The sequence below is a fragment of the Vibrio sp. 1F169 genome (genome assembly GCF_041439605.1).
Taxonomy (GTDB): Bacteria; Pseudomonadota; Gammaproteobacteria; order Enterobacterales; family Vibrionaceae; genus Vibrio; species Vibrio tasmaniensis_A.
The window spans coordinates 21,000-47,373 of record NZ_JBGOOI010000006.1 but is presented as its reverse complement, the minus strand read 5'-3'; the positions used below and the strand labels follow the sequence as shown (position 1 = coordinate 47,373).

Genomic DNA, 26,374 nt, shown 5'->3' with positions numbered 1-26,374 from the left:
CGATTAAAATCAAAAAGGGTTGATGTATTAACATCAACCCTTTTCTTTTATATGCTCTCAACTCCGTCATCCTCAAGAGTGAGGGACGAGCGAGTTGGGGATCTCACTAATTGTATCGACAAGCTTTTAGAGATTCCCTACTCCTTCCTTCGTCAGTCTAGGGAATGACGAATTACTTGAGATCTCTCGAAATAAAATCCATTAGAGTTCTAACTAGCCAGTCTCATCGACGGGTACAAATTTATAGTGACTCGTATCCTACATCCCATATTTTCTTTTTATACCGGGTTGTCGATATCGATAAACTCAACAGCTAAGCCATGCTCTTTCGCTAGCCACTCACCTAATGCCTTCACACCATAACGTTCTGTTGCGTGGTGGCCTGCGGCAAAGTAATGAATGTCTTGTTCACGTGCTGAGTAAGTTGTGCGCTCTGAAATTTCACCAGAGATAAATGCATCAATACCTTGAGAAGCCGCTAACTCAATGTAATCTTGACCACCACCGGTGCACCAACCGACAGTCGTAATCATTTTGTCTTGGTTCTCTGGAGCAATGTGTAATGGCTTGCGGTTCAAAGCTTGGCCAATCTTTTCTGCGAACTCTGAACCGGTCATTGGCGCACTCAACTTGCCAAACATCGCAACGGATTGTGGGTGCCCTTCCAAACCGCCTTCGACTTCTATCTCAAGTAACTCCGCCAGTTTCGCGTTATTACCAAGCTCAGGGTGGATATCAAGCGGCAAGTGATAACCTAAAAGGTTGATGTCATTTTTAATCAAGGTACGAATGCGCTTGCCCTTCATGCCACGAATCGCTTCTGACTCGCCTTTCCAGAAAAAGCCGTGATGGACTAACAAAGCGTCTGCGTTCAGTTCTACCGCTTTATCAATCAAGGCTTGAGAAGCTGTCACACCAGTAACGATTCGCTTCACTTCTGTTGCACCTTCAACTTGAAGACCATTAGGACAGTAATCTTTAATCTGCTGTGGCTGCAGTTTTTCGTTAAGTAGCTTTTCTAATTGTAAGTTATTCATTTTTCTTTCCAGCTTACCTTTATAATAACGTCGTTATATCAATTTACGGGTAGAATGTCGAAAGCCCCAGGGTTATGTTTATAAAGAGCTAGTTTATGAGGAAGAGATGACAGCACTGCAATGTTTTTACCAATGGGTCATCGACTCACCGCCATTACTAGAAATCAAGCCACCGGTTTCGGATCTCAGTGCATTCTCTAGCCACCATGCCATCGACTCATCACATACTTATGATGGTAATCCTAGATTAGGTTTCCTCTACCAGCATCTATGCGAACAAGTCATCGTTGCCTCACCGAATTACTCGATAAAGCACGACGAGATTCAGATCAATGTGGAAGGTAGAACTCTCGGTGCAATCGACTTTATTCTTGAAGAAGAGAGCAGCCAAAAACTGCAACATTGGGAAGTGGCGATTAAGTTTTACCTGCTCCATGAACAAACATGGTTTGGGCCAAACTCTCATGATCAATTGGATAAGAAGCTCGATAGGATGCTAAGCCACCAGCTTGGTATGTCATCTTCAGCCGCCTTTATTGAACAGTATCCAGAGATCGATGTCGACTCAAAACATCTCCTCATGCAGGGGCGTATATACCAACCCCTTCTTAGATCAAAAAGTACCTACTGAATGTTTGGGCTACGAAATTAATTCAAGCCAAGTAAACGGTTTTTGGTGCTATCAAAACCAAGCTCATTTAATTACTGAAGTGCTCTACCCTCTCACCAAAGAGCAATGGGCAGCTGGGACAGATGATTTCAGCGGTAAACCCATCACCGAGTTTGGTGACCGCTTTGTTCATGGACAAACCAAATCAGGACAGTTTTGGTTTGTGATGCCACAAAGCTGGCCACACGGCTAATCTATTCAGCCATTGAGTTGATTTAGTCTTAGCCACTTACTCACAGACAAATAAAAAGGGCTGATGCTTTCACATCAACCCTTTCACTATTTACTTGATGGCTCTACTAATCTGTATTCGATTATAGGCCAGCGGCTGCAAATACTTGGTTAACAATCTCTTGAGCTTCTGCTTCGATTGCTTTCAGGTGCTCTTCACCTTTAAAGCTTTCACAGTAGATCTTGTAGATGTCTTCTGTACCTGATGGACGAGCAGCAAACCAACCGTTTTCAGTCGTCACTTTTAGGCCACCAATCGCAGCACCATTACCTGGAGCGTGCGTTAAGCGTGCAGTAATCGCATCACCAGCAAGCGTCTCAGCAGAAACCATCTCTGGAGATAGCTTCTTAAGCACGTCTTTTTGTGCGCCGTTAGCTACTGCTTGAATACGGTTGTACTTAGATTCGCCATGTTTAGCGGCAAGTTCTTCGTAGTATTCTTGTGGGTTCTTGCCCGTTACTGCTGTGATCTCAGCGGCAAGTAGGCAAAGAATCAGGCCATCTTTATCTGTTGACCAAGGCGTACCGTCTTTACGTAAGAAAGATGCCCCCGCACTCTCTTCACCACCGAAACCAAACTGACCGTTATAAAGACCATCAACGAACCATTTGAATCCCACTGGCACTTCGCAAAGCTCGCGACCTAAGTCAGCAACAACGCGGTCAATCAGAGCACTTGATACCAATGTTTTACCCACTGCAACGTCTTTACCCCAACCTTCACGGTTACGGTATAAGTAGTCAATACACACCGCTAGGAAGTGATTTGGATTCATCAAGCCTTTTGGCGTAACAATGCCGTGGCGATCGTAGTCTGGGTCGTTGCCAAACGCTAATTGATAGTCGTCTTTAAGTGCTAGTAAACCTGCCATTGCGTATGGAGAAGAACAGTCCATACGAACCACACCATCTTTGTCTAGAGACATAAATTGGAACGAAGGATCAACAGCTTCACTGACCAGAGTCAGGTCTAGGTTGTACGCTTTGCCAATTTGACGCCAGTAATCAATACCGCTACCACCCAGTGGATCAACACCAATCTTGATGTTTGCTTTCTGGATTGCTTCCATATCAACCACGTTAACCAAGTCAGCAACGTAAGGAGCAACTAAATCAACTTCTTTCACTAGCTCAGACTGTTTAGCCTGTGCGATAGGAGTGCGCTTAACGCCTTGCATTTGCTCAGCAATGATCACATTCGCACGATCTTCAATCGCTTGAGTCAGTTCAGCTTCAGCAGGGCCACCGTGTGTCGGGTTGTATTTAATGCCCCCGTCTTGAGGTGGGTTATGTGAAGGCGTGATAACAATGCCGTCAGCTTTTTTATCATTCACTAGATTGTGCGTAAGAATCGCGTGCGAGATACCTGGAGTTGGAGTAAAGCCATTGTTTTCTTGAACGATAACTTCAACGCCGTTTGCAACTAGCACTTCAATAACCGTAGAAAAAGCAGGCTCAGATAGAGCGTGAGTATCTTTGCCTAAGAAAAGTGGGCCTGTTGTACCTTGATCGGCACGAACCTCAGCAACCGCTTGTGCGATCGCTAGAATGTGGTTTTCATTAAATGTTGATTTGTCTGCTGTACCGCGGTGACCTGAAGTGCCGAACAGTACTTTATGATCTGGGTTAGTAGCATCCGGTTGCTGTAAGAAATAGTTTGCAACTAAAGCCGGGATATTATGAAGATCTTCCTGCTGAGCTTTCTGCCCGGCACGAGGGTGCATAGCCATTATCGACATCCTTATATAAAATTTAAAAACAAAAAAACCTCATAATATCTTCTTAGCCATGGATATTATGAGGTTTAAATCAGATTTCGTTAAATTGAACCTGTTACTTTTTCTATCAATTCTGCTTGGAAATTCATGCGGCTCATAAGCTGTTCAACCATCTGTCTTTTTCGGCTTGTATTGTTATTCGTAATAACCCAAAAAGGACTTTGTGGAATAGCTTTAGGCTTAGTTGTGTTGCCGTTTGCTAACAACGTCGCTTCGTTGTCTGCAAAGTAAACACGCTTGCGGCCTTTTACTTGAGTTGCTTCTGAAAAGCTTAAAGGGTCGATTTTATGCAGTGTTGATAACACAAGCATGAAACGATCAATGGCTTTCTTTAGTGATGCAAACTCATCTGATATTAGTAGTGAGCGCATTTCTTTAACGCCATCGAACTTCTCTGGAGTAAAGCCTACCTCTTTGCTAACAACGATACCTTTTGGCTCAACGATCTCTTCGATCGGAACCGTGCCTTGGTTATCAACCAGTAACAAGCGGCGCAGAATATCTGAAGCGCTTTCGCCAATACGTTCTGTCTGACCCGCAATAAAACGGTATAGGTCCTCATCAACCTCAATTGTTTTCATTCGCTTTTCACAATCTCAATGTTTAAACTCTGAGGGATTATAGCGAGATCCGCGCGGATACTCTACGTCAAACCCACCATGAATAAGATAAAAATGTCAGTACAGCTCAACTATAAAATTGAAGGTGAGGGTCACACCATTGTTTTGATCCATGGATTATTCGGAAATTTGGACAACCTTGGCTTGCTCGCTAGGGATCTAAAAGCCGATCATCAGGTACTTAGCATCGATCTACGTAACCACGGTCAATCTTTCCATAATGACACTCATAATTATCAAGCTATGGCACAAGATGTGGCTCAACTGCTGAATGTTCTAGAGCTAGAAGATGTCACTGTGATTGGTCACTCGATGGGTGGCAAGGTAGCGATGGCACTGACACAGCACCTGACGCTGCGTAAATTGATTGTCTTAGATATGGCACCAGTCGCGTACACCCAAAGTCGTCACGACAACGTATTCGCAGGCCTACAAGCTGTGATAGAAGAAAAACCGACATCACGCTCAGAGGCGCTTAAGGTCCTCGCAAAACATATCGAAATTGATGGGGTTCGCCAGTTCTTAACGAAATCTTTGTTCAAATCAGAACAAGGCATCATGGAATGGCGTTTCAATGTTGCCTCGCTATTAAACAACTACCCACAGATTATTGGTTGGGAACCGATTGACAAAACCTCGGTCAAAACCTTGCTAATCAAGGGTGGTGACTCAGATTACCTGACGGCTGAACATCAAACCGCCGTTCAACAGCAGTTTTCCAACGCAAAGGCACATGTTATCGCCAATACTGGACATTGGCTACACGCGGAAAAGCCCGCTGAAGTGCTCCGTGCAATAAGGAAATTCATCACTTAGATAGGTTGATTAGTCGATATAAATGAGAGCTGTGTAATCACAGCAGATTAACTTTATCTCACAACAGTGATATAGTGCGCCCAAGCAAATTTGGTATATAAGGTTCCCATGCTTTACGACTACATGAACATCATTGAATCTGTTGGTTTAGATCTTCTGTTTGCCGCGATTTTCTTTCTAATCGGAATGGCAATTAAAGACGTTCTAAAGCAGGGAAATGTTCCTGCATTTGGTCGTCGTATCGTATGGTTAGTACTTTTCCTTGGCTGCGCAGGCTTTATCGCAAAAGGGATAATCCAACTAAGCTGGGAAGGAACTGGAATCTAACGATTTCCTCCGAACTTTATTACACCGACAACAGACAAAATGAAAGGTAATGATTCTATGGCAAGTGTAGGTCTCTTCTTTGGTAGCGATACAGGTAACACTGAAGCTGTTGCTAAGATGATTCAAAAGCAATTGGGCAAGCAGCTCGTTCAAGTTCAAGACATTGCAAAAAGCAGCAAAGAAGATATCGATAACTTCGATCTGCTGTTGCTTGGTATCCCTACGTGGTACTACGGCGAAGCACAATGTGATTGGGATGACTTTTTCCCTGAGCTAGAAGCTATTGATTTCTCAACTAAGCTTGTTGCTATTTTTGGTTGTGGCGACCAAGAAGATTACGCAGAATACTTCTGCGATGCTATGGGTACTATCCGTGATATCGTTGAAGCAAAAGGCGGTACTATCCTAGGTCACACGTCAACTGAAGGCTACGAATTCGAAGCATCGAAAGGTTTAGTTGAAGGCGATGACAGCCAGTTCGTTGGTCTATGTATCGATGAAGACCGTCAACCTGAGCTGACTGATGAGCGTGTATCTAACTGGGTTAAACAAATCCACGAAGAGATGTGCCTAGCAGAGCTTGAAGACTAATTCATTAGCGGTCATTAATTGTTACAATTAATGACCGTTATGTAGATATGAAAAAACCTCCTTATAGGAGGTTTTTTTCTATTCAATATTTATCAATCAACACTCAGCTTCTAATGCTTCGTCATCCTCTCTAAATTGTGGCTTCTTTCTCACATAGAGAGTTCGCTGAATTTCCGAAACCACACTTCCCTGCTTATCTTTAACGTGGATGACAAATTCGGGGAAACACTTCTCACCAAGTTGTGTCTGACGATAGATATCCTCAAGTTGCCCTTGGCTTATCTCAAAGTCTGCATACAAGTCGGATTGACCAGGCTTGATAAAGTTAATACTCGCCTCTTTATCCCAAACATAATATCGCTCACCTAAAATCCCCATTAACATTAACGAGTAAACGGGATCGGTAAGAGAAAAGATACTGCCGCCATATTGAGTCCGATTAGCGTTCTTATTCCACCACCGCAACTTGAGCACAGTCTTAACAACCCTAAAGTCAGCGCTAATGTGGGCTATTCGAATTCCCGAGCCCCAAAAGGGAGGCCAAATATTGAGTGCAAATTTTACAATATTAGGTTTATATATTTTTGCGAGTTGCTTATTCATAACAACAATCCATGTTCATATCAAAAAACACCGTCACCTGGCTGGTCGTACCTCCACTATAAGTGAGATACTTCCAATTTACAAAACAGATTGTGATGTCAGTGAGTAACCCTTTGAAGTTCGTGGTTTATTGTTATGCCTGACTAAACTATAATGGTATTAATATTGAATTCTGTTAATTGCTGCAGATCATCAACAGGAAAGTATATGTCAGACAATAATCAAGCGCTAAAAGATGCTGGTCTTAAAGTGACCCTCCCACGGCTCAAAATTTTAGAAGTATTACAACAACCAGATTGCCAACATATTAGTGCTGAAGATTTATATAAAAAGCTGATCGACTTAGGTGAAGAGATTGGTCTTGCGACCGTTTATCGCGTACTAAACCAATTCGATGATGCAGGCATTGTAACTCGTCACCACTTTGAAGGTGGTAAGTCTGTATTCGAACTTTCAACACAGCATCACCACGATCACCTAGTATGTTTAGACTGCGGTGAAGTTATCGAGTTCTCTGATGATCTTATCGAAGAAAGACAAAAAGAAATCGCTCAACGCTACAATGTACAGCTAACTAACCACAGTTTGTATCTGTATGGTAAAAGCATCACTGGGGATTGCAAAGGCAACCCAGACGCACATAAAGCGAAGAAGTAACACAGAACGCTGGCTTAGGCCGGCGTTTTTTATTTGGGCTGATACTGTATTAAGAATCACAGTAGCTTGGCCCACAATTTGGTTATTTCCCAGGCACAAAAAAAACCGGCTCTAAGCCGGTTTTTTATTAAGCGTCTCTTGAGAAACTAAGCTCCGAGAAACAGAGTAGAGAAAAACAAAGCCATTAAGCCTCAGTTTTACCCCAAGTGTCACGTAGACCAACCGTGCGGTTGAATACTAGCGCGTCTGCTTTAGAGTCTTTCGAATCTACACAGAAATAACCTGTACGTTCAAACTGATACGCTTGCTCTGCCACACCTTCTGCTAGGCTAGGTTCAACAAAACCGTTTAGCGTAACAAGTGATTCAGGGTTTAGCGTTGCAGCGAAATCATCTGCAGCAGCAGGGTTTGGCACTGTGAATAGACGATCGTATAAACGAATCTCAGCAGGCAACGCTTTATCAGCAGATACCCAGTGAATAACGCCTTTCACTTTACGGCCATCTGCAGGGTTCTTACCCAATGTTTCATTGTCGTAAGAACAGAAGATAGTCGTAATGTTGCCTTCTGCATCTTTTTCGATACGTTCAGCTTTGATCACGTAAGCGCCACGTAGACGAACTTCTTTACCTAGAACCAAACGCTTGTACTTTTTGTTTGCTTCTTCACGGAAGTCATCACGCTCAATCCAAACTTCACGTGTAAATGGTACTTCACGAGTACCCATTTCTGGCTTGTTCGGGTGGTTTGCTACCGTCAATGTTTCTACTGTATCAGCGTCGTAGTTTTCAATCACGACCTTGATAGGGTCAAGAACAGCCATTGCACGAGGTGCATTTTCGTTCAGATCATCACGAATACAAGATTCAAGTGAACCGAACTCAATCATGTTCTCTTGCTTAGTCACACCAATACGTTTACAGAATTCACGAATCGAGCTTGAAGTGAAGCCACGACGACGCAAACCAGAGATAGTTGGCATACGTGGATCGTCCCAACCTTCAACTAGGTTTTCAACCACAAGTTGGTTGAGCTTACGCTTCGACATTACCGTGTATTCAAGATTCAGACGGCTAAACTCGTATTGACGAGGTTGGCAATCAATCGTGATGTTATCTAGAACCCAGTCATACAAACGACGGTTGTCTTGGAACTCAAGAGTACAGATAGAGTGCGTAATACCCTCTAGCGCATCAGAGATACAGTGAGTGAAGTCGTACATTGGGTAAATGCACCACTTGTCTGCAGTCTGATGGTGGTGAGCAAAACGAACACGGTAGATAACAGGATCGCGCATAACCATGAATGAAGAGCTCATGTCGATCTTAGCACGTAGACACGCTTTACCTTCTTCAAAGCCACCGTCACGCATTTTTTCGAACAACGCTAAGTTCTCTTCAGGGCTGCGATCACGGTATGGGCTCGCTTTACCTGGCTCTTTTAGCGTGCCACGGTACTCACGGATTTGATCAGGACTTAGCTCGTCAACGTACGCTAAGCCTTTATTAATTAATTCCACAGCATAAGCGTAAAGCGTATCGAAGTAGTTTGATGAGTAACAAATATCACCAGACCATTCAAAGCCTAACCAGCTTACATCATTCTTAATTGACTCAACGTATTCAACGTCTTCTTTTTCAGGGTTTGTATCATCGAAACGAAGATTACATTGTCCCTGGTAGTCCTGAGCAATACCAAAGTTCAAGCAAATAGATTTAGCGTGACCAATGTGCAGGTAGCCATTTGGCTCCGGCGGGAAACGAGTATGCACGCTACTGTGTGTACCATCCGCTAAATCTTTATCGATAATTTGGCGAATGAAATTCGATGGACGAGCCTCAGCTTCACTCATCTATAGCACCTCTATGTATTTAGTATTGTCAGAGAAAGTTATCTTTTGTACCAATGAAAATGGTCGCTTACAGCGCCTGTCAAAGATAGAAAGATCATTGTTGCTAATCATCCACAATTCTTCGCCTTTGCACAATAAGAACCGTCCGTTAATTGCGATTATTTCTGCTATTCGATGAAGAATAGAACGAACCGGGTTCATTGACCTTAAACAGTAGGCACAAAAAAGCCTCCCGTTTGGGAGGCTTTCAATTTGAAACTTACTTAAGAGTAACTTTACTTCTTAATTAAGTACTTCCGTCACTATGGAAGTTTTACATCAGATAGGTCTTCACCTGCACCGATAGCTTTCATTTCGCCAGCTACGATTTCAGCTAGTGGGCCTAGGATAACCTGTAGGTTGTTTTCACCTAGTTTAACCACACCTTTAGCGCCAAGCTTCTTAAGAACAGCTTCATCTGCGATAGAGCGGTCTTTAAGAGTTAGACGTAGACGAGTGATACAAGCGTCGATTGAAGTTAGGTTGTCGTGACCACCTAGAGCTTTCAGGTATTGACGCGCAACTTCACCTTTTGGTGCGTCGCCAGCAGGAGCTGCTACAGCTTCGTCATCATCTTCACGACCTGGCGATTTCAAGTTGAAAGCGCGGATTGCGAAAGAGAAAGTGAAGAAGTATAGAGCACCGAAACCAAGACCGATTAGTAGTAGTACGAATGGTTTAGTTGCTAGACCCCAGTTCAATACGAAGTCGATGAGACCAGCAGAGAAACCGAAACCGTGCAGAGTACCAAACATGTTTGCAACTACTAGAGACAGACCTGTAAATACAGCGTGCATTGCGTATAGAGCAGGAGCTAGGAATACGAACATGAATTCTAGCGGCTCTGTGATACCTGTTAGGAATGAACAGAATGCAACTGAGAACAATGCGCCACCAACTTGGCTGCGTTTTTCAGCAGGAGCAGCTAGGTACATTGCAAGTGCAGCACCTGGTAGACCGAACATCATTACTGGGAAGAAACCGTTCATGAACACGCCAGCGCCTTTATCGCCACCGAAGAAACGGTGTAGGTCGCCAGATTTAACAGTTTCAGTCACTTCTTTAACTACAGTAGTGATTTCTGGAGTTACAGAGTTAGCGAATGTGAATGTGTGCTCTTGGCCAACAACTAGAGTTTTAGCTAGTGATGGGTCAACACAAAGTTGAGTGATGTTAGCGAATGCGCCTTGACCAGCAACGATGATTTCTTGACATGTACCCATACCAAACCAGAAGTATGAGTTCAATACGTGGTGTAGACCTACAGGGATAAGTGCACGGTTAAGAGTACCGTAAACGAATTGACCAATAGCGCCAGACGTTGATACTGCGTGAGCCAATGCGTCTAGACCAGATTGAACACCAGGCCAAACCACACCAGACACAGCACCTGCAACAAGTGCAAATAGACCAGCCATGATAGGTACTAAACGTTTACCCGCAAAGAAAGCCAGCCACTCAGGAAGACGTGTTGCATGGAAAGCGTTGTAAGAGTGACCTGCGATGATACCAGCGAAGATACCGCCGAAGAATGACATGTTTACGTCAGCGTTAATTGTTGTTGCTGTCGCTGTTAGTACGAAGTAAGCAACTGCACCAGCAAGACCTGCTGCGCCGTTACCGTCTTTAGAAAGACCAATCGCGATACCTAGACCAAATAGCAATGGTAGGTTACCGAAGATAGCTCCACCAGCTTGCGCCATGAATGGAATATCAAGTAGATCGCCTTGACCTAAACGTAGTAGAAGCGCCGCAATCGGAAGTGTTGCGATAGGTAGCATTAATGCCTTACCTAGCTTCTGTGCATATCCTAGAATATTCACCAGTTGTTTCCCCCTATAGGATTTTTTAGAATTCATTTGAGAAACTTATTTTAGTCGCTCAATTTAGTCCTATTCAGTGTATTCAATTAATTTTGCCCCGCAAATTAAAACCTTACCATTTGTGATCCTAATCACCAGTTTTTACCAAATCCAGAGGTTTTTGCTAGCGAGATCATAAAACTTATTTTATCATTCAAAAAAATGAGCGTTTATAGATAAAATTCAAATCTAATCATTAGGCAAAAACATGGTATTCCTAATTTTAGATTACCCTATGAATAATCATTAACAATGAACCTAAATGTATAATAAAGATCAATTGTTCATATGTTTTTCAACAACTTAAATAGCTTCCCATTTTGAAGCCGTTCGCCCATAAAAGATAAATCGTTACGTAAATGATGCTCGCAAACTAAGTCCACATTTAGGTAACGAACAAATTTAAAAGATCTCACGAAATAAGGATTAGCTGACTATGTACGCGCTAAGTAACTGTAAAATTTACACTGGTAGTGATGTTCTAACCGATCATGCCGTCGTAATAGAAAATGAACTGATCAAAAAAGTCTGTCCTATCTCTGAATTGCCAGAAGGAATCGAGGTTCGCGATCTAAACGGAGCAAACCTAAGCCCAGGTTTCATTGACTTACAGCTGAATGGTTGTGGCGGTGTAATGCTTAACGATGAGATCACGGCAGAAACAATGCAGATCATGCACGAAGCAAACCTTAAATCAGGCTGTACTAGCTTCTTGCCTACGCTCATCACCTCTTCAGACGAAGATATGCGTGCAGTTATTACTGCAGCTCGTGAATATCACAACCAGTACCAAAACCAATCACTTGGTCTACACCTTGAAGGTCCATATCTAAACGTTGCAAAAAAAGGCATTCATAGCGTCGATCACATTCGTAAATCAGACAGCGAAATGATTGAACTGATTTGTGAGAACAGCGACCTAGTTGCAAAAGTAACATTGGCACCAGAGCTAAATGATCCCGAACATATCGAGCGCCTACACAAAGCTGGCGTTGTCGTTTCAATCGGCCATACAAACGCGACTTACGCAGAAGCTCGACAAAGTTTCGAATCTGGTATCACTTTCGCTACTCACCTATTCAATGCGATGACCCCTATGGTCGGTCGTGAACCTGGCGTTGTTGGCGCGATTTACGACACGCCAGAAGTTTATGCTGGTATCATCGCTGACGGCTTCCACGTTGATTACGCAAACATCAGAATTGCGCACAAAATCAAGGGAGAAAAGCTAGTATTAGTGACGGATGCCACAGCTCCTGCAGGTGCTGACATGGAATACTTTATTTTTGTCGGTAAGAAAGTATATTACCGAGATGGTAAGTGTGTTGATGAAAACGGCACACTGGGCGGCTCAGCTCTGACTATGATTGAAGCAGTTCAGAATACAGTTGAGCACGCTGGTATCGCTTTAGACGAAGCTCTTCGCATGGCTACGCTATACCCAGCTGCGGCTATCGGTGTAGAAAGCAAGCTAGGTCGAATCAAAAAAGGCATGGTTGCAAACCTAGCTGTATTTGACCGAGACTTTAACGTTAAAGCGACTGTTGTTAATGGACAATACGAGCACAATTAAGTATGAATGGCGGACAAATAGGTAACGTAGACTTAGTTAAACAACTAAACAGTGCGGCGGTATACCGACTAATAGACCAGCAAGGGCCTATCAGTCGTATACAAGTGGCTGATGTAAGCCAACTCGCACCGGCAAGTGTTACAAAAATTACCCGCCAACTTTTGGAGCGCGGCCTCATTAAAGAGGTTGCGCAACAAGCGTCTACTGGCGGTAGACGCGCGATCTCCCTAACCACAGAAGTCGACCCTTTTCATTCTGTCGCTGTACGCTTAGGTAGAGACTATATTCAAATAAGCCTTCATGACCTTGGCGGTCGTGAGTTGGCTTTCCAACAACAAGACCTAGATTATTCAGACCAATCAGACCTTACACAAGGCTTGGTCAATAACCTCAAGGCTTTCATTGCTGAGCATCAGCCAAAGATCGACCAACTGATTGCCATTGGTGTCACCCTTCCAGGCTTGGTTAACCCAACAACCGGTGTTGTTGAGTACATGCCAAACACGGACATCGATAACCTCGCATTGAGCGATATTATTCGCGATACTTTCCATGTGGCTTGTTTTGTTGGTAATGACGTTAGAGGAATGGCGCTTGCTGAGCACTACTTCGGTGCAAGTAAAGACAGTCAAGATTCTATTTTGGTCAGTGTGCACCGTGGTACGGGTGCTGGTATTATCGTTAATGGACAGGTTTTCTTAGGCCATAACCGTAACGTGGGTGAAATTGGTCATATCCAAATTGATCCGCTAGGAGAACAATGCCAGTGTGGTAACTTCGGTTGTCTTGAAACCGTAGCGGCAAACCCTGCCATTGTTGATCGAGTACAAAAGCTCATTAAGCAAGGCTATGAATCTTCTTTAACAGAACTTGAACATATTACAATTCAAGATGTTTGTGACCACGCAATCAATGGCGATGAACTCGCGAAGCAAAGCTTAGTCCGAGTAGGAAACCAATTAGGTAAGGCTATCGCGATGACGATTAACCTGTTTAACCCTCAGAAAGTAATCATTGCTGGTGATATTACTAAGGCACAAGAGATTGTTTTCCCTGCAATTAAGCGCAATGTAGAGAATCAGTCGTTAACGACTTTCCATAGCGGCCTGCCTATTGTAGCATCACAGATCGATAAACATCCTACGATGGGAGCCTTTGCCATGATTAAGCGCGCCATGCTCAACGGTGTGTTACTGCAAAAGCTTCTTGAAGACTAAAGAAAACAATTCTGATTTTCCGCGGGCCGTGTTTGTATAAACACGGCCCGTTTTTTTAAGCTAGGGAACTACAACAACAAGTTATGGAACTTATATTAATATCCACTGCGTTTATCGCAGGATTTATTGCTTTAAAATGCCACCTCCCCCCATTAGTTGGTTTTTTGGTTGCAGGTTTCGGGCTTTATGCCCTTGGCTTTGAAACCAATGACACCATCATTACTTTGGCTGACCTTGGTGTCACCCTTCTCTTATTTACTATTGGCTTAAAGCTGGACATCAAAACCCTACTCTCTAAAGAGATCTGGGCTGGCGCAACGATCCACAATCTTTTATCCACTCTGTTTTTTGCAGCCGCTCTATTTGGTTTTAAGTTCCTAGGTATTTCATCTCTAGCAGCCATGTCAATAGAACAGATCGTTCTACTCGGTTTTGCTCTTTCATTTTCTAGTACTGTATTTGCGGTCAAGTCTCTACAAGAGAAAGGGGAAATGAATGCTACCTATGGCACACTAGCGATTGGCATTCTGGTCATGCAAGATATCTTTGCTGTCGTATTCTTGACTGCATCGACGGGCAAAATTCCAGAGTGGTATGCGATCGCACTGTTCGCTTTGCCTTTCTTTCGCCCATTGTTCTACAAAGTCCTCGATTGGGTTGGGCACGGTGAAATGTTGGTGCTATTCGGTATCTTCTTCGCATTAGTTGTTGGTGCTGGCTTGTTCCAGTTTGTAGGAGTAAAACCAGACTTAGGTGCCCTTATCCTAGGTATGCTATTAGCCGGTCACCCAAAAGCTTCAGAGCTATCGAAGTCGCTGTTTAACCTCAAAGAGCTTTTCCTCGTCTGCTTCTTCTTGAATATTGGCTTGTCAGAACAGCCAACTATTCAGGGTTTTATGCTTGCAGTCTTGTTCTTATTGTTACTGCCAGTGAAAGGCGTTCTGTACTTCTTGGTACTAAACCGATTCAAGTTCCGTGTTCGAACCTCCCTACTCACTTCTTTGTCACTGTTTAACTACAGTGAATTTGGCCTCATCGTCGGTGGCCTTGCTTTTAAGATGGGCTGGATGTCTGGCGACATCTTGGTGGCAGTGGCTATAGCCGTTTCATTGTCGTTCTTAATCGCTGCACCTCTCAACAAAGCGGGTCACAAACTTTATCAACAATCAGGTCGCTGGTTAAAAGAGCACGCTGCTGAGAAGCTCCACCAACGTGACAAACGAATTGACCCAGGTCGGGCTCAAGTTCTAATTCTTGGTATGGGACGCATTGGTACTGGTGCCTACGACGAATTACGCTCACGCTACGGCAAAGTGAGTTTAGGTGTAGAAGTTCGTGAAGACGCGGCACATAACCACAGAAGCCATGGCAGAAACGTTATTTCTGGTGACGCAACTGACCCGGATTTCTGGGAACGAATCTTAGACACAGCAAACGTAAAACTGGTGATCTTGGCTATGCCTCACCACCAAGGTAATCAAACCGCCTTAGAACAATTAAAATCACGAAACTTTAAAGGTCAAATAGCGGCAATTGCCGAATATCCAGATCAGCTCGAAACACTGAAAGAGAATGGCGTCGATGCGGCATTTAACATTTACAGCGAAGCTGGTAGCGGTTTTGCCCGACATGTTTGTGAACAATTGAATCCGAACATCAATAAAATATGATACTCAACATGTTCCATTTAACCTCTCAAAATTGCGATTTTTTTGCACTTTTGAGAGGTTTTTGTTCAAAAAACCAACCGCAATTAGACGCCACTCACCAAAATCACCTTAAAGGTAGATATTTTCTAACATAAACCCCTTTATATTATTTTTTTGCTCACATTCGGTTGCTTTTTTTAGCCAGAATGGCAAATTGAATGCAGTTGATTTAGAAATTATTTAAAAGGAAGTTCTATGTGTTCAGTATTTGGCATTCTCGACATTAAAAGTGATGCCGCAGCACTTCGCCCTATTGCTTTAGAAATGTCTAAAAAGCTTCGTCACCGTGGCCCAGACTGGTCTGGTATCTATGCCGGTGAAAAAGCTATCCTTGCTCACGAGCGTCTAGCTATCGTCGGCTTAAACAGTGGTGCTCAACCACTATACAGCCAAGACAAAAAGCACATTCTTGCAGTTAATGGCGAAATCTATAACCACAAAGAACTTCGCGCTCGCTACGAAGATAAATACCAGTTCCAAACTGACTCTGATTGTGAAGTCATTCTTGCGCTTTACCAAGAGATGGGTGCCGACCTTTTAGAAGAACTTAACGGTATTTTCGCTTTCGTTTTATATGACGAAGAGAAAGACGAATACCTAGTCGGCCGCGACCATATTGGCATCATCCCGCTTTACCAAGGCTACGATGAGCACGGCAACTATTACGTTGCTTCAGAGATGAAAGCACTGGTTCCAGTTTGTAAGACGATCAGTGAGTTCCCTCCTGGTAGCTTCTACTCTTCTAAAGATGCAGAACCTCAACGCTACTACATCCGCGATTGGAACGAATACGCAGCCGTTCAAGGTAACAGCACAAGCAGAGAAGAGCTAACTGAAGCGCTAGAAGCTGCTGTTAAGCGTCAACTAATGACTGACGTTCCTTACGGTGTACTTCTATCTGGTGGCCTTGATTCATCAATCACTTCTGCAGTCGCTAAGCGTTTTGCAGCAATGCGTATCGAAGATGATGAGCAATCAGAAGCTTGGTGGCCACAACTACACTCATTTGCTGTTGGCCTAGAAAATGCTCCCGACTTGATTGCTGCACGTGAAGTTGCGGACAAAATCGGTACTGTACACCATGAGATGACTTACACCATTCAGGAAGGCTTAGATGCCATCCGTGATGTTATCTACCACATCGAAACTTACGATGTAACGACCATTCGTGCATCGACGCCAATGTACTTGCTTGCTCGTAAGATCAAAGCAATGGGTATCAAAATGGTACTTTCTGGTGAAGGTGCTGATGAAATCTTTGGCGGCTACCTGTACTTCCATAAAGCGCCAAACGCAAAAGAGTTCCACGAAGAGACGGTACGTAAACTTCTTGCTCTAAGCATGTTTGACTGTGCCCGTGCAAACAAATCACTTGCAGCATGGGGAGTCGAAGGTCGTGTACCATTCTTGGATAAAGAGTTCATCGATGTGGCTATGCGTTTAAACCCTGAAGACAAAATGTGCGGTAACGGTAAAATGGAGAAACACATCCTACGTGAGTGTTTTGAAGACTACTTACCAGATTCAATCGCATGGCGCCAAAAAGAACAGTTCTCTGATGGTGTTGGCTACGACTGGATTGATACATTGAAAGCAACGGCTGAAGAAAAAGTAACGGATCAACAAATGGAAGCTGCTCAGTTCCGTTTCCCTTACAACACACCAACAACCAAAGAAGGTTATGCTTACCGTGAAATCTTTGAGGAGCTATTCCCTCTAGAATCGGCGGCAGAGTGTGTACCTGGCGGCCCTTCAGTTGCCTGTTCATCAGCAAAAGCGATCGAGTGGGATGAGTCATTCAAAAACTGTGTAGACCCATCAGGCCGTGCGGTACAAGCCGTTCACAACGACGCCTATAACGCTTAAGCGTTTGAAAAATCAAATACTAAAAAAGGCGCATTATGCGCCTTTTTGTTTTAAGCCTAGTTTTTACTTTTTTAATATTTGACTTATACGTGAGCTTGTAGTGCTTCGTTTTCAATACTGATCGGAACCACTTGGCTGATCATTTTTACGAGCATAATGGATCGAGCTTCGCCATCTTTCTGATGGTAAATAGCTTCAACACCCGCAAACTGGCCACTATTAATTTTGACAACTTGCCCTGTCTCAAATTCAACACAGCAATCTTCAACTTCGCTACTACAACACTTCTCGAACTCTTTTAGCTCAAAAACCAAATCACCTTGGACTTCATACGGCCTTGCACCGAACTTAATAAAGTCGACAACACCACGAGTTGAACGAACGGTAGTAAAGCTTGGGCCTTGCTCATAATCAAAACGGACAAAGATATAGGATGGGAACAGCGGTTCTTGGACCAGCTTCTCTTTCCCTCTCACTACCTTTTCGACTTCTATTTGAGGGTAAAAGCACTCTACCCCCTGATTTTCTAGGTGCTGTTGAGCGCGTTTTTGATCACCACGCTTACAGTAAAGTAAATACCAACGTTTCATTTAACTCGCCATCTTCGTTCTTTGGACATTTAACCACAGCCTAAAACAATTTAGTCGCCGTTAATAAATGAGTCCTGATAAGCGAGAAATTACGCGGAACAGACAGACTTATCAACCAAAAAGTCATAGGTAAAAAATTTGGTCAGTCATTGTACAAGGAACATTTAGAGATCAAAAGACTCATTGCTGTAAGCATATGTATATCGCAGATAATATGAATAACATTCCCTATAAGATCATAACGATAGGCTAGGGCAATAGATCTAAACATTTTTATTGGATAGGGTTTTAAAAAAGGTTACTAACCAACCAGGTCAAATATGGAAAATTAGTTTGCAGCACAAGTAGAATGGGCCACATTAAAAGTAAATTTATTTAATATCAACACCTTAGCAAAACCAAGTTATCGTGACCACAAAATACGCCTATTGCAGACTTTTACCCTACTGTGTATACATGAATAACTATAAAATCTTTTAATACCTAAAATTAGTAAAACTTATGCCAAGCAATCACAACATCTTTGGCCACCCTAGAGGCCTATTTTTATTATTTAGCACAGAGCTATGGGAACGTTTCTCCTACTACGCGATGCGTGCCATCCTTGTTTTATTTTTGACTGACACGACCCTCAACGGTGGACTGGGTTGGTCAACGAAAGACGCACTTGATCTCTACGGTATTTACACTGGCTTAGTCTACATCACGCCATTGATCGGTGGCTGGATTGCCGATAACTACTTAGGACAACGTAAATCGATCCTAGTGGGTGGTGTATTAATGGCACTCGGCCAGTTTACACTCGCTCTTCCTAACGGCGCTATTGGCTTAGACCAAGTAAATGCTCTTTATCTAGGTTTAGCACTACTTATCAGTGGTAACGGTATGTTTAAGCCAAACATCTCGACCATGGTTGGCGACCTATACCAAGAAGGCGATAACCGCCGTGACGGTGCATTCACCATTTTCTACATGGGCATCAACTTAGGTGCATTATTAGGTGGCTTGATTTCAGGCGCTGCTGTCGACTCTTTCGGCTGGAAAGCAGGTTTCTTAGCCGCTGGTATTGGTATGGTTATTAGCTTAATCATGCAAATGACAATGGCTCAATCTTGGTTAGGTAACATTGGTTCAGTGCCCGCAGCTGCGCGAGCAAAAGCACTGAACAAATCAAAAGAAAAAACGCCACTAACCAAAGAAGAGTTCGATCGATTAAAAGTTATTCTGGTTATGGGTCTATTCGTCATAGTTTTCTGGGCGGGCTTTGAACAAGCTGGCGGTCTGATGAATATCTATACTCAACAATATACTGACCGCATGATTGGTGGCTTTGAAGTCCCAGCGGCGTGGTTCCAATCTCTGAACCCATTCTTCATCATTACACTTGCACCAATCATTGCTGCATTTTGGGTTAAGCTTGGTAAGCGTGAACCAAATTCTCCAGTGAAATTTGCAATGGCTTTGTTCTTCCTAGCTCTTGGTTTTGTGTGCATGATGGGCGCTGTAATGGAGCAAGGTGGCGACCTAACAGTGAAAACATCAATGCTGTGGCTAGTCGGTGCTTTCTTCTTCCATACCCTTGGCGAACTTTGTCTATCTCCTATTGGCCTGTCGTTGGTCACTAAGTTAGCTCCGCTTCGTCTCGCATCGCTAATGATGGGTGCATGGTTTGGCTTCAACGCTGTCGCAAACTACGTAGCTGGCCTTGTGGGTTCTCACGTTGGTGAGCTTGGCGCAATGTCTATCTTCGGTGGTATCGCAATTACAGCGACAATAAGTGGCGTCTTACTTCTTCTTTGTGCTGGCAAGCTTGTATCATGGATGCATGGCGTAGAAAGCAACATGATGCTTGAAGCAGAGCCAAAAGCAGAAACTTCGGTTGCTTAATATCTAGACCTATTTCAAGAAGAAACATCCAGATCAAAAAGGGCTGCTCAATGAGCAGCCCTTTTGTTATTTTTAGATGTGCATGACAGTTTAGGCGAAGTCGTATTTAACGATACAGCGCCACTAACTCCGCCATCATATCGATGTGCGAGTCTCTATCATTCAGACACGTAATGTAGCTAAAGTCTGAGCCACCAGCGTCAATGAAGGTCTCTTTACACTGATCCGAAATCTCTTCTAACGTTTCTAAACAATCCACAGAAAATGCAGGCGCCATAATATCGATTTTTTTGATGCCTTTGCTTGGCAATGATTCAAGTGTCTCGTCAGTGTATGGCTTCAACCACTCTTCTCGACCAAATCGAGATTGGTATGTCATGGTGATATCGTCCGCTGATAAGCCTAACTCAGCAGCAAGGAGCTCTGTTGTCGCTTCACAATGCTGTGGGTAGATGTCGCCTTCATCAGCCAATCGTTTCGGAATACCGTGGAAAGAACAAACTAAATGATCGGCTCTACCATTTTTATCCCAATGGCTACGCACGCTTTCAGCCAATGCTTTTGCGTAGCTTGGGTGCGCGTAGTAGTCGCGAATAAAGCGATAGCTCGGAATCACTGGCATCTGCTTAAAGGCCTTGGTTAAGCCATCAGATACGGCCGCTGTGGTTGTGCCTGAGTATTGAGGATATAAAGGCAATACGATGATGTCTTCAACGCCCTGATCCATTAATTGCTCAACGCCCGTTTTAAGGCTTGGGTTACCATAGGTCATACCCAGCGCTACGGGTATCTGTAATTTTTTCTGGAGCTTTTCGGCTTGTCTTTGAGAGTACACAAGCAGTGGTGAGCCTTCATCCATCCAAACAGACTGATACAGCTTAGCCACTTTCGGCGCTCTAATCGGTAAGATCACCCCATGTAAAATAGGACACCACAACCAACGCGTTAAGTTTACGACTCGCTTGTCGTGTAAGAATTCACTCAAAAATCGACGAACGCCAGCTGGGGTCGCTGAGTCTGGTGTTCCTAAGTTCACCAGTAAAACGCCCTGCTTGTTATTATTTTCCATAGATACCTGAGACCAATATGTGATTTTCTGGAACGTAATATACTAATCTACATAAGTTTAAGATCATTGTTGTGCCACAAAATTTAAGAATAATCGTTCTTAACCTATGTGATCACAACATCACATTGATCGTTAGCCGCGCGAATCTAAGCCGTACCACGGAAACAGTGCACAATCGAGTTTATCTAGATTGGTATATGACTAAAAATTGAAACAAAAAAAGCGACCTTAAGGTCGCTTCCAATATATCAAATTCTAAAACTGGCTGTTAGCCAATTATGCTAGTGCTTTCTCAAGTTCTGCACTAACTTCAGCAACTTGCTTAGTACCGTCGAACTTAAGGTACTTAGTGTTACCTGCTTCAGCTTCTTTACCGTAGTAAGAGATAAGCGGAGCTGTTTGATCGTGGTATACACCTAGACGTGCACGAACTGTTTCTTCTTTGTCGTCATCACGAACCACTAGCTCTTCGCCTGTGATGTCATCTTTACCTTCTTCTTTAGGTGGGTTGTACACATTGTGGTATGTACGGCCAGAAGGAAGGTGAGCACGACGACCAGCCATACGCTCAACAATCACATCGTCAGCTACGTCGAATTCAACAACGTAGTCTACTGCGATACCCATTTCTTTTAGGCCATCAGCTTGAGGGATTGTGCGTGGGAAACCGTCTAGTAGGAAACCTTTCTCACAGTCATCTTGAGCGATACGCTCTTTGATAAGACCAAGGATAATTTCATCAGAAACTAGCTGACCAGCGTCGATTACTGATTTTGCTTGCTTACCAAGCTCAGTACCCGCTTTGATAGCAGCACGTAGCATGTCACCAGTTGAAATTTGAGGGATACCAAATTTGTTCATGATGAAGTTAGCTTGAGTACCTTTACCCGCGCCAGGAGCACCTAGAAGAATGATGCGCATGTTTAATCCTCTTATAAAAATTATGATTTATACCGAAGCTCACTATCCCGCCTTTCTGGTTCAATTTAAGTCGAACAAGAGAGGTTAAGTAACAACTGAGGCTAAGCACAACTGTAAACAGAAGCAAAACGGTAAGTTTCGGTATAACGTTTAAAAATCATACAACTGGAGATGATAGGTTCATAGTGCCAGCTGATTAGGTCGAGCATTCTATCACATTAATATTCAATTTTGCTGAAATTAAGACTAAAGAATGTATCGACAGCGTTTGCGTTCGTCTCATTAGCAACTTTAGCGACATTTCGATGAAGTTAAGCGACGTTCGCAAAAAAAGCCCGCATTAGCGAGCTTTTATTTATAATTATGAGCTTAGCCCAAAGTCGAAAGACTAACGTTTTGTCAGTAGTTCGTTGATTGCACCTAAGAATTGTGACGGATCTTCCATTGAGCCCTTTTCAGCCAGCATAGCTTGACCAAGTAGTAGCTCAACCCAACGGCCAAACGCTTGTTCGTCCGCTTCATCAGCCATCTGTTTCACAAGTGCGTGCTCTGGGTTAATTTCAAAGATGTACTTAACTTCAGGTGCAGCTTGACCCGCAGCTTCAAGAAGCTTAGCCATTTGCGTGCCCATTTCGAAGTCATCAGTCACCACAACCGCAGGTGTTGTTGCTAACTTGAACGTAGTCCGAACTTCTTTAACACGACCACCTAGGTAAGATTGAGTGCGCTCAACAACAGATTTGAACTCTTCTTCTGTCTCTTTTTGCTTCTCTTTCTCTTCTTCGCCTTCAAACTTGCTTAGGTCTAAGCCCGCTTTAGTGATCGATTGGAACTGTTTGCCGTCGAAGTCAGTCAGGTAATTCATTACGTACTCATCAATACGATCGTACATTAGAACCACTTCAATGCCTTTTGCTTTGAACTGCTCCAAGTGTGGGCTGTTCTTAGCGGCAGCGTAACTATCTGCTGTTAGGTAATAGATCTTGTCTTGGCCTTCTTTCATGCGTTCAACGTAAGATGCTAGGCTGATAGTTTGTTCAGAAGAATCCACTTCTGTTGATGAGAAACGAAGTAGACCTGCGATTTTTTCTTTGTTCGCCATGTCTTCAGCAGGGCCTTCTTTCAGTACTAGGCCGAACTCTTTCCAAAACTCCAAGTACTTGTCGTTGTCATTCTTCGCCATGCGCTCAAGCATAGTGAGTATGCGCTTGGTACATGCGCCACGAAGAGACTGAGTTACCTTATTATCTTGCAGGATTTCACGAGACACGTTCAGTGGTAAATCGTTTGAATCAATCAAGCCGCGAACGAAACGCATGTAAGATGGCATGAACTGCTCTGCATCATCCATGATGAATACGCGCTGTACATAAAGCTTAAGGCCGCTCTTATGGTCACGATTCATCATATCCCAAGGTGCTTTAGCTGGGATGTAAAGTAGGCTTGTGTAGTCGTTCTTACCTTCAACTTTGTTATGGCTCCACGTTAGTGGATCAGCAAAGTCGTGAGATACGTGCTTGTAAAACTCTTGGTACTCTTCTTTCTCGATATCAGACTTGTTACGAGTCCAAAGCGCTTGAGCCTTGTTAATCTGCTCCCAATGCTTCTCTTCGGTGTCTTTACCTTCGTCATCTTTCACCGCTGTGAAGATGGAGACAGGGATACCGATGTGATCAGAATACTTACCAATCACTTCACGCAGACGCCATTCATTTAAGAACTCTTTGCCGTCTTCACGCATATGAAGAATGATGTCTGTACCACGAGATTCTTTCGTGATGTCTTCGATAGTGTAATCACCTTCACCCGCAGAGTGCCATTGCACGGCTTGGTCATTAGCAAGTCCAGCTGCTCGAGTGCGAACAGTCACTGCGTCTGCAACGATAAATGCAGAATAGAAACCAACACCAAATTGGCCAATAAGCTGAGAGTCTTTGCTTTGGTCTTCAGACAGCTTTGAGAAAAAGTCAGCTGTGCCTGACTTAGCAATAGTACCTAAATGCTCAATAACGTTGTCGCGGCTCATACCGATGCCGTTATCAGAGATCGTTAAAGTATTTGCTTCAGCGTTGAACGAAAGTTTCACACCTAAATCAGCATCGCCTTGGTAAAGGTCGCCATTTGATAGCGCTTGAAAACGAAGCTTATCAGCCGCGTCAGATGCGTTAGAGATCAGCTCACGTAGGAAGATTTCTTTATTTGAATACAGTGAGTGAATCATTAGGTGAAGTAGTTGTTTTACTTCAGATTGAAAGCCACGAGTCTCTTTATTTTGCGTTGCCGTTTCGCTCATTTTTACTCCAAAACATCTATACTTTATGTTGAATAATCATAGGGGCGTTGCACATTATGCCGCTCTTCTGTTCATTAACATGAGGATGACAAATGTAAATTCAAGGTCAAAAAGCATAAAAACACTGTTTTTTTGATCTGTTTTTATTATCCTTGAGTGTTATAAATATAAAAGAACATAAAAGAAGCCATGATTTGGTGAAGAATTAACAGAACTTCACCTGAGATTTGTCTATTTCGCACCCCAAATCATCCAAAATAGAAGAGTTCAATGAGCAATATCGGCACAAAGTTTATTCTCGCACAGCGGTTCGTATTTGACCCAAATAGCAACTCACTTGTTGATCAGATGAGCGACGGTGAAGTCGTACGTCTTGGCAGCAATGAAAGCCGCATTCTCCTGATGCTGTCAGAAAGACCCAATGAAGTTATCACTCGTAACGAATTACACGAATATGTTTGGCGAGACCAAGGCTTTGAGGTGGACGACTCCAGCTTAACGCAAGCGGTATCGACACTCAGAAAAATGCTAAAAGACTCAACCAAGTCTCCGGCATTTGTTAAGACTGTTCCTAAACGCGGTTACCAATTTATTGCGACTGTTGAACGCTCAGCACCACTGTCATCAAACGATCAGCCAACAACAGCTGAAATTGCAGAAAATGACGTAGAACCTATCTTAACATTTGCTAATACCACATTAGCTGATGAGGTCATCACTGAAACTATCGACCCAGAGCCAATTGCAAAGGCTCAAGAGCCTCATGTCGAATCGGAACAGGTGGCCCATCAGGCTAAACCTAAAACTGAAAGCCCGAATAAATGGTTAACGTTTGGAATACTGCTTGTCGCTTTCATCATGCCAGTACTCGTTTTGACGTTAACGAACCCAGCAGAGTCAGAGTTTCGAACATTAGCAGAGGTCAATGGTGTCAAAGTTCAAACACCTATTAACCACCCGACTCTGACGAGTTGGCTACCAGCGATAGAGAAATGTGTATTGCGTTACAACACCAACCACACAGGCATGCTAAAGCCAACTGAGGTGATTGCAACAGGCGGGCAAGGTAACAATCTAGCTCTAAACTATATTCACCCTCAAGATTACTCGAGCGAGAATGTAACTCTAAGAATTTACGCAAACCAGTCGGATGTAAACGACATTTGTAACGGTGGTCAGTAACATGAAATTAAAAGTATCCATTATTTTACTGGTTATCTCTGCTTTCTTTAGCGGTTGGTTGTACTGGGGTAGCGATGCAAAAGTAGAGCGTTTGCTGACACAACACGAATGGCAATCGAAAATGGTGACGCTGATTAGCGATCTCAAGCAAGAGGATTCAATCGGACCACTGCGTAAAGTTGAGTTGTCATCGAATGCAAAATACCTACCAAATGGTACGTATTTGAGAATGTCAGTGGTTAGGTTGTATAGCACTCAGACTGCACCCGCAAACGTCATCAATATCTCCGAAACAGGTCAGTGGGATATCAACGATAACTATTTACTGATTTCGCCAACGGAGTTTAAAGATGTGACTTCTGCTGAGCGCCAAGATTTTTCGGAAGAGCAGCTAGAACTGATAACTCAAGTGATTAAGATGGATGCAGAGCAAAGCCGACGCATTGATATTATTAATCAGAAAGCACTGCTGCTCACTAGCTTAAATCATGGTTCTACTGTTTTGTTCTCAAACTAAAACCAGTTCAAGCTAAAACTCGACAGTTAGTTATTTAATATCAAAAACTTAATACCGTTAAACGATATACCAATAGAAAGGGGCATGATGCCCCTTTTTTGTTAGCCGTTGGCATCAAACTACTGTTTTAGAATTATTAGGGATATCTATGAATACAGAACCAAGCTCGGTAAGTGCATCAATCTCCAAGGCAACCATCGCAATACACTATTGTCGTCAATGCAATTGGATGCTTCGTTCTAGTTGGTTATGCCAAGAATTACTGCATACTTTCAGTGAAGAGATAGAGCAAGTGAGTTTACACCCAGATACCGGAGGTCGATTTGAGGTTTTTTGTAATGGAATACAGATTTGGGAAAGAAAAGCGGACGGCGGTTTTCCTGAAGCGAAAGTTCTGAAGCAAAGAGTACGAAACATCATTGCTCCAGATAGAGACCTCGGCCACGTAGACTCAAAATAAGCCCTTT

22 protein-coding genes and 1 pseudogene are annotated in these 26,374 nt (G+C 43.3%); 13 read left to right on the top strand and 10 right to left on the bottom strand.

The genetic code is table 11. From position 1 onward, the window contains the following. Positions 1-278: 278 nt before the first annotated feature. On the bottom strand, positions 279-1,037 hold the full coding sequence (locus ACED53_RS04145; RefSeq protein ID WP_017100865.1) for a Nif3-like dinuclear metal center hexameric protein: 759 nt from the start codon (positions 1,035-1,037) through the stop codon (positions 279-281). A gap of 106 nt (positions 1,038-1,143) precedes the next feature. On the opposite strand from ACED53_RS04145, the pseudogene ACED53_RS04140 reads away from it, so the two are divergent. Then, positions 1,144-1,900: pseudogene (locus ACED53_RS04140) on the top strand (DUF1853 family protein). Positions 1,901-2,021: 121 nt separating this feature from the next. On the opposite strand, the gene pgm reads toward ACED53_RS04140, so the two are convergent. Then, positions 2,022-3,668, bottom strand: coding sequence for a phosphoglucomutase (alpha-D-glucose-1,6-bisphosphate-dependent) (gene pgm / locus ACED53_RS04135; RefSeq protein WP_029222966.1), 1,647 nt, complete (start codon positions 3,666-3,668; stop codon positions 2,022-2,024). Positions 3,669-3,757: 89 nt separating this feature from the next. Further along, the gene (gene seqA, locus ACED53_RS04130; RefSeq protein WP_012604536.1) at positions 3,758-4,297 is read right to left on the bottom strand and encodes a replication initiation negative regulator SeqA; all 540 of its coding nucleotides are present in this window, start codon (positions 4,295-4,297) and stop codon (positions 3,758-3,760) included. Between the two features lie 93 nt (positions 4,298-4,390). Between seqA and ACED53_RS04125 the strand changes: the two genes are divergently transcribed. The 3 genes from ACED53_RS04125 (at position 4,391) to fldA (ending at position 6,070) form a co-directional block, all read left to right on the top strand. Continuing rightward, positions 4,391-5,152 carry an alpha/beta fold hydrolase gene (locus tag ACED53_RS04125; RefSeq protein ID WP_012604537.1) on the top strand — a complete coding sequence of 254 codons (762 nt, stop codon included), beginning with the start codon at positions 4,391-4,393 and terminating at the stop codon, positions 5,150-5,152. A 108-nt stretch (positions 5,153-5,260) separates the two neighbouring features. Beyond that, positions 5,261-5,479 (top strand): DUF2788 domain-containing protein, encoded by a 219-nt coding sequence (locus ACED53_RS04120; protein ID WP_009847328.1) that lies wholly within the window; start codon positions 5,261-5,263, stop codon positions 5,477-5,479. Between the two features lie 57 nt (positions 5,480-5,536). Then, on the top strand, positions 5,537-6,070 hold the full coding sequence (gene fldA / locus ACED53_RS04115) for a flavodoxin FldA (protein ID WP_009847329.1): 534 nt from the start codon (positions 5,537-5,539) through the stop codon (positions 6,068-6,070). A gap of 96 nt (positions 6,071-6,166) precedes the next feature. Here the strand turns inward: fldA and ACED53_RS04110 are convergent, their stop codons facing one another. Then, the gene (locus tag ACED53_RS04110) at positions 6,167-6,673 is read right to left on the bottom strand and encodes a DUF4442 domain-containing protein (RefSeq protein ID WP_017100868.1); all 507 of its coding nucleotides are present in this window, start codon (positions 6,671-6,673) and stop codon (positions 6,167-6,169) included. Positions 6,674-6,880: 207 nt separating this feature from the next. Between ACED53_RS04110 and fcrX the strand changes: the two genes are divergently transcribed. Next, positions 6,881-7,330 (top strand): ferric iron uptake transcriptional regulator FcrX, encoded by a 450-nt coding sequence (fcrX, locus tag ACED53_RS04105; RefSeq protein WP_004734226.1) that lies wholly within the window; start codon positions 6,881-6,883, stop codon positions 7,328-7,330. Between the two features lie 184 nt (positions 7,331-7,514). Here the strand turns inward: fcrX and glnS are convergent, their stop codons facing one another. Next, complete coding sequence (glnS, locus tag ACED53_RS04100; protein ID WP_012604539.1) at positions 7,515-9,182, bottom strand: glutamine--tRNA ligase; 1,668 nt, start codon at positions 9,180-9,182, stop codon at positions 7,515-7,517. 302 nt (positions 9,183-9,484) lie between these two features. Further along, positions 9,485-11,044: an N-acetylglucosamine-specific PTS transporter subunit IIBC gene (nagE, locus tag ACED53_RS04095; protein WP_029225474.1), complete on the bottom strand. Its 1,560-nt coding sequence runs from the start codon at positions 11,042-11,044 to the stop codon at positions 9,485-9,487. A 475-nt stretch (positions 11,045-11,519) separates the two neighbouring features. Between nagE and nagA the strand changes: the two genes are divergently transcribed. The 4 genes from nagA (at position 11,520) to asnB (ending at position 17,448) form a co-directional block, all read left to right on the top strand. Beyond that, the gene (gene nagA, locus ACED53_RS04090; RefSeq protein ID WP_017100869.1) at positions 11,520-12,656 is read left to right on the top strand and encodes an N-acetylglucosamine-6-phosphate deacetylase; all 1,137 of its coding nucleotides are present in this window, start codon (positions 11,520-11,522) and stop codon (positions 12,654-12,656) included. A 2-nt stretch (positions 12,657-12,658) separates the two neighbouring features. Continuing rightward, positions 12,659-13,873, top strand: a complete 1,215-nt coding sequence (locus tag ACED53_RS04085; RefSeq protein WP_009847335.1) for an ROK family protein — start codon at positions 12,659-12,661, stop codon at positions 13,871-13,873. An 83-nt stretch (positions 13,874-13,956) separates the two neighbouring features. Next, positions 13,957-15,543, top strand: coding sequence for a cation:proton antiporter family protein (locus tag ACED53_RS04080; RefSeq protein ID WP_009847336.1), 1,587 nt, complete (start codon positions 13,957-13,959; stop codon positions 15,541-15,543). Positions 15,544-15,777: 234 nt separating this feature from the next. Beyond that, positions 15,778-17,448 (top strand): asparagine synthase B, encoded by a 1,671-nt coding sequence (asnB, locus tag ACED53_RS04075; RefSeq protein WP_017100870.1) that lies wholly within the window; start codon positions 15,778-15,780, stop codon positions 17,446-17,448. A gap of 83 nt (positions 17,449-17,531) precedes the next feature. Here asnB and rfaH read toward each other — a convergent pair whose 3' ends face one another. Further along, positions 17,532-18,038 (bottom strand): transcription/translation regulatory transformer protein RfaH, encoded by a 507-nt coding sequence (rfaH, locus tag ACED53_RS04070; RefSeq protein WP_012604543.1) that lies wholly within the window; start codon positions 18,036-18,038, stop codon positions 17,532-17,534. A 501-nt stretch (positions 18,039-18,539) separates the two neighbouring features. Here rfaH and ACED53_RS04065 point away from each other — a divergent pair. After that, on the top strand, positions 18,540-19,925 hold the full coding sequence (locus ACED53_RS04065; protein WP_012604544.1) for a peptide MFS transporter: 1,386 nt from the start codon (positions 18,540-18,542) through the stop codon (positions 19,923-19,925). Positions 19,926-20,031: 106 nt separating this feature from the next. Here ACED53_RS04065 and hemH read toward each other — a convergent pair whose 3' ends face one another. The 3 genes from hemH to htpG all read right to left on the bottom strand — a co-directional run bounded on the left by hemH (position 20,032) and on the right by htpG (position 24,208). Further along, entirely contained in the window at positions 20,032-20,994 is a 963-nt protein-coding gene (gene hemH / locus ACED53_RS04060; RefSeq protein ID WP_017100871.1) for a ferrochelatase, read from the bottom strand. 276 nt (positions 20,995-21,270) lie between these two features. After that, the gene (gene adk, locus ACED53_RS04055; RefSeq protein WP_009847341.1) at positions 21,271-21,915 is read right to left on the bottom strand and encodes an adenylate kinase; all 645 of its coding nucleotides are present in this window, start codon (positions 21,913-21,915) and stop codon (positions 21,271-21,273) included. A gap of 388 nt (positions 21,916-22,303) precedes the next feature. Next, a complete protein-coding gene (gene htpG / locus ACED53_RS04050) occupies positions 22,304-24,208 on the bottom strand; it encodes a molecular chaperone HtpG (RefSeq protein ID WP_017100872.1) in 1,905 nt (634 codons plus the stop codon). A gap of 270 nt (positions 24,209-24,478) precedes the next feature. On the opposite strand from htpG, the gene ACED53_RS04045 reads away from it, so the two are divergent. The 3 genes from ACED53_RS04045 to ACED53_RS04035 all read left to right on the top strand — a co-directional run bounded on the left by ACED53_RS04045 (position 24,479) and on the right by ACED53_RS04035 (position 26,367). Beyond that, on the top strand, positions 24,479-25,390 hold the full coding sequence (locus tag ACED53_RS04045; RefSeq protein WP_017100873.1) for a transcriptional regulator: 912 nt from the start codon (positions 24,479-24,481) through the stop codon (positions 25,388-25,390). 1 nt (position 25,391) lies between these two features. Beyond that, positions 25,392-25,907 (top strand): regulatory protein ToxS, encoded by a 516-nt coding sequence (locus ACED53_RS04040; protein WP_029223803.1) that lies wholly within the window; start codon positions 25,392-25,394, stop codon positions 25,905-25,907. A 148-nt stretch (positions 25,908-26,055) separates the two neighbouring features. Further along, a complete protein-coding gene (locus tag ACED53_RS04035) occupies positions 26,056-26,367 on the top strand; it encodes a SelT/SelW/SelH family protein (RefSeq protein ID WP_017100874.1) in 312 nt (103 codons plus the stop codon). Positions 26,368-26,374 lie beyond the last annotated feature (7 nt).

Coding starts and splice junctions, on each gene's coding strand:
- ACED53_RS04145 (WP_017100865.1), bottom strand. CDS start 1,037: ATGAATAACTTACAATTAGAAAAGCTACTTAACGAAAAACTGCAGCCA.
- pgm (WP_029222966.1), bottom strand. CDS start 3,668: ATGGCTATGCACCCTCGTGCCGGGCAGAAAGCTCAGCAGGAAGATCTT.
- seqA (WP_012604536.1), bottom strand. CDS start 4,297: ATGAAAACAATTGAGGTTGATGAGGACCTATACCGTTTTATTGCGGGT.
- ACED53_RS04125 (WP_012604537.1), top strand. CDS start 4,391: ATGTCAGTACAGCTCAACTATAAAATTGAAGGTGAGGGTCACACCATT.
- ACED53_RS04120 (WP_009847328.1), top strand. CDS start 5,261: ATGCTTTACGACTACATGAACATCATTGAATCTGTTGGTTTAGATCTT.
- fldA (WP_009847329.1), top strand. CDS start 5,537: ATGGCAAGTGTAGGTCTCTTCTTTGGTAGCGATACAGGTAACACTGAA.
- ACED53_RS04110 (WP_017100868.1), bottom strand. CDS start 6,673: ATGAATAAGCAACTCGCAAAAATATATAAACCTAATATTGTAAAATTT.
- fcrX (WP_004734226.1), top strand. CDS start 6,881: ATGTCAGACAATAATCAAGCGCTAAAAGATGCTGGTCTTAAAGTGACC.
- glnS (WP_012604539.1), bottom strand. CDS start 9,182: ATGAGTGAAGCTGAGGCTCGTCCATCGAATTTCATTCGCCAAATTATC.
- nagA (WP_017100869.1), top strand. CDS start 11,520: ATGTACGCGCTAAGTAACTGTAAAATTTACACTGGTAGTGATGTTCTA.
- ACED53_RS04085 (WP_009847335.1), top strand. CDS start 12,659: ATGAATGGCGGACAAATAGGTAACGTAGACTTAGTTAAACAACTAAAC.
- ACED53_RS04080 (WP_009847336.1), top strand. CDS start 13,957: ATGGAACTTATATTAATATCCACTGCGTTTATCGCAGGATTTATTGCT.
- asnB (WP_017100870.1), top strand. CDS start 15,778: ATGTGTTCAGTATTTGGCATTCTCGACATTAAAAGTGATGCCGCAGCA.
- rfaH (WP_012604543.1), bottom strand. CDS start 18,038: ATGAAACGTTGGTATTTACTTTACTGTAAGCGTGGTGATCAAAAACGC.
- ACED53_RS04065 (WP_012604544.1), top strand. CDS start 18,540: ATGCCAAGCAATCACAACATCTTTGGCCACCCTAGAGGCCTATTTTTA.
- hemH (WP_017100871.1), bottom strand. CDS start 20,994: ATGGAAAATAATAACAAGCAGGGCGTTTTACTGGTGAACTTAGGAACA.
- adk (WP_009847341.1), bottom strand. CDS start 21,915: ATGCGCATCATTCTTCTAGGTGCTCCTGGCGCGGGTAAAGGTACTCAA.
- htpG (WP_017100872.1), bottom strand. CDS start 24,208: ATGAGCGAAACGGCAACGCAAAATAAAGAGACTCGTGGCTTTCAATCT.
- ACED53_RS04045 (WP_017100873.1), top strand. CDS start 24,479: ATGAGCAATATCGGCACAAAGTTTATTCTCGCACAGCGGTTCGTATTT.
- ACED53_RS04040 (WP_029223803.1), top strand. CDS start 25,392: ATGAAATTAAAAGTATCCATTATTTTACTGGTTATCTCTGCTTTCTTT.
- ACED53_RS04035 (WP_017100874.1), top strand. CDS start 26,056: ATGAATACAGAACCAAGCTCGGTAAGTGCATCAATCTCCAAGGCAACC.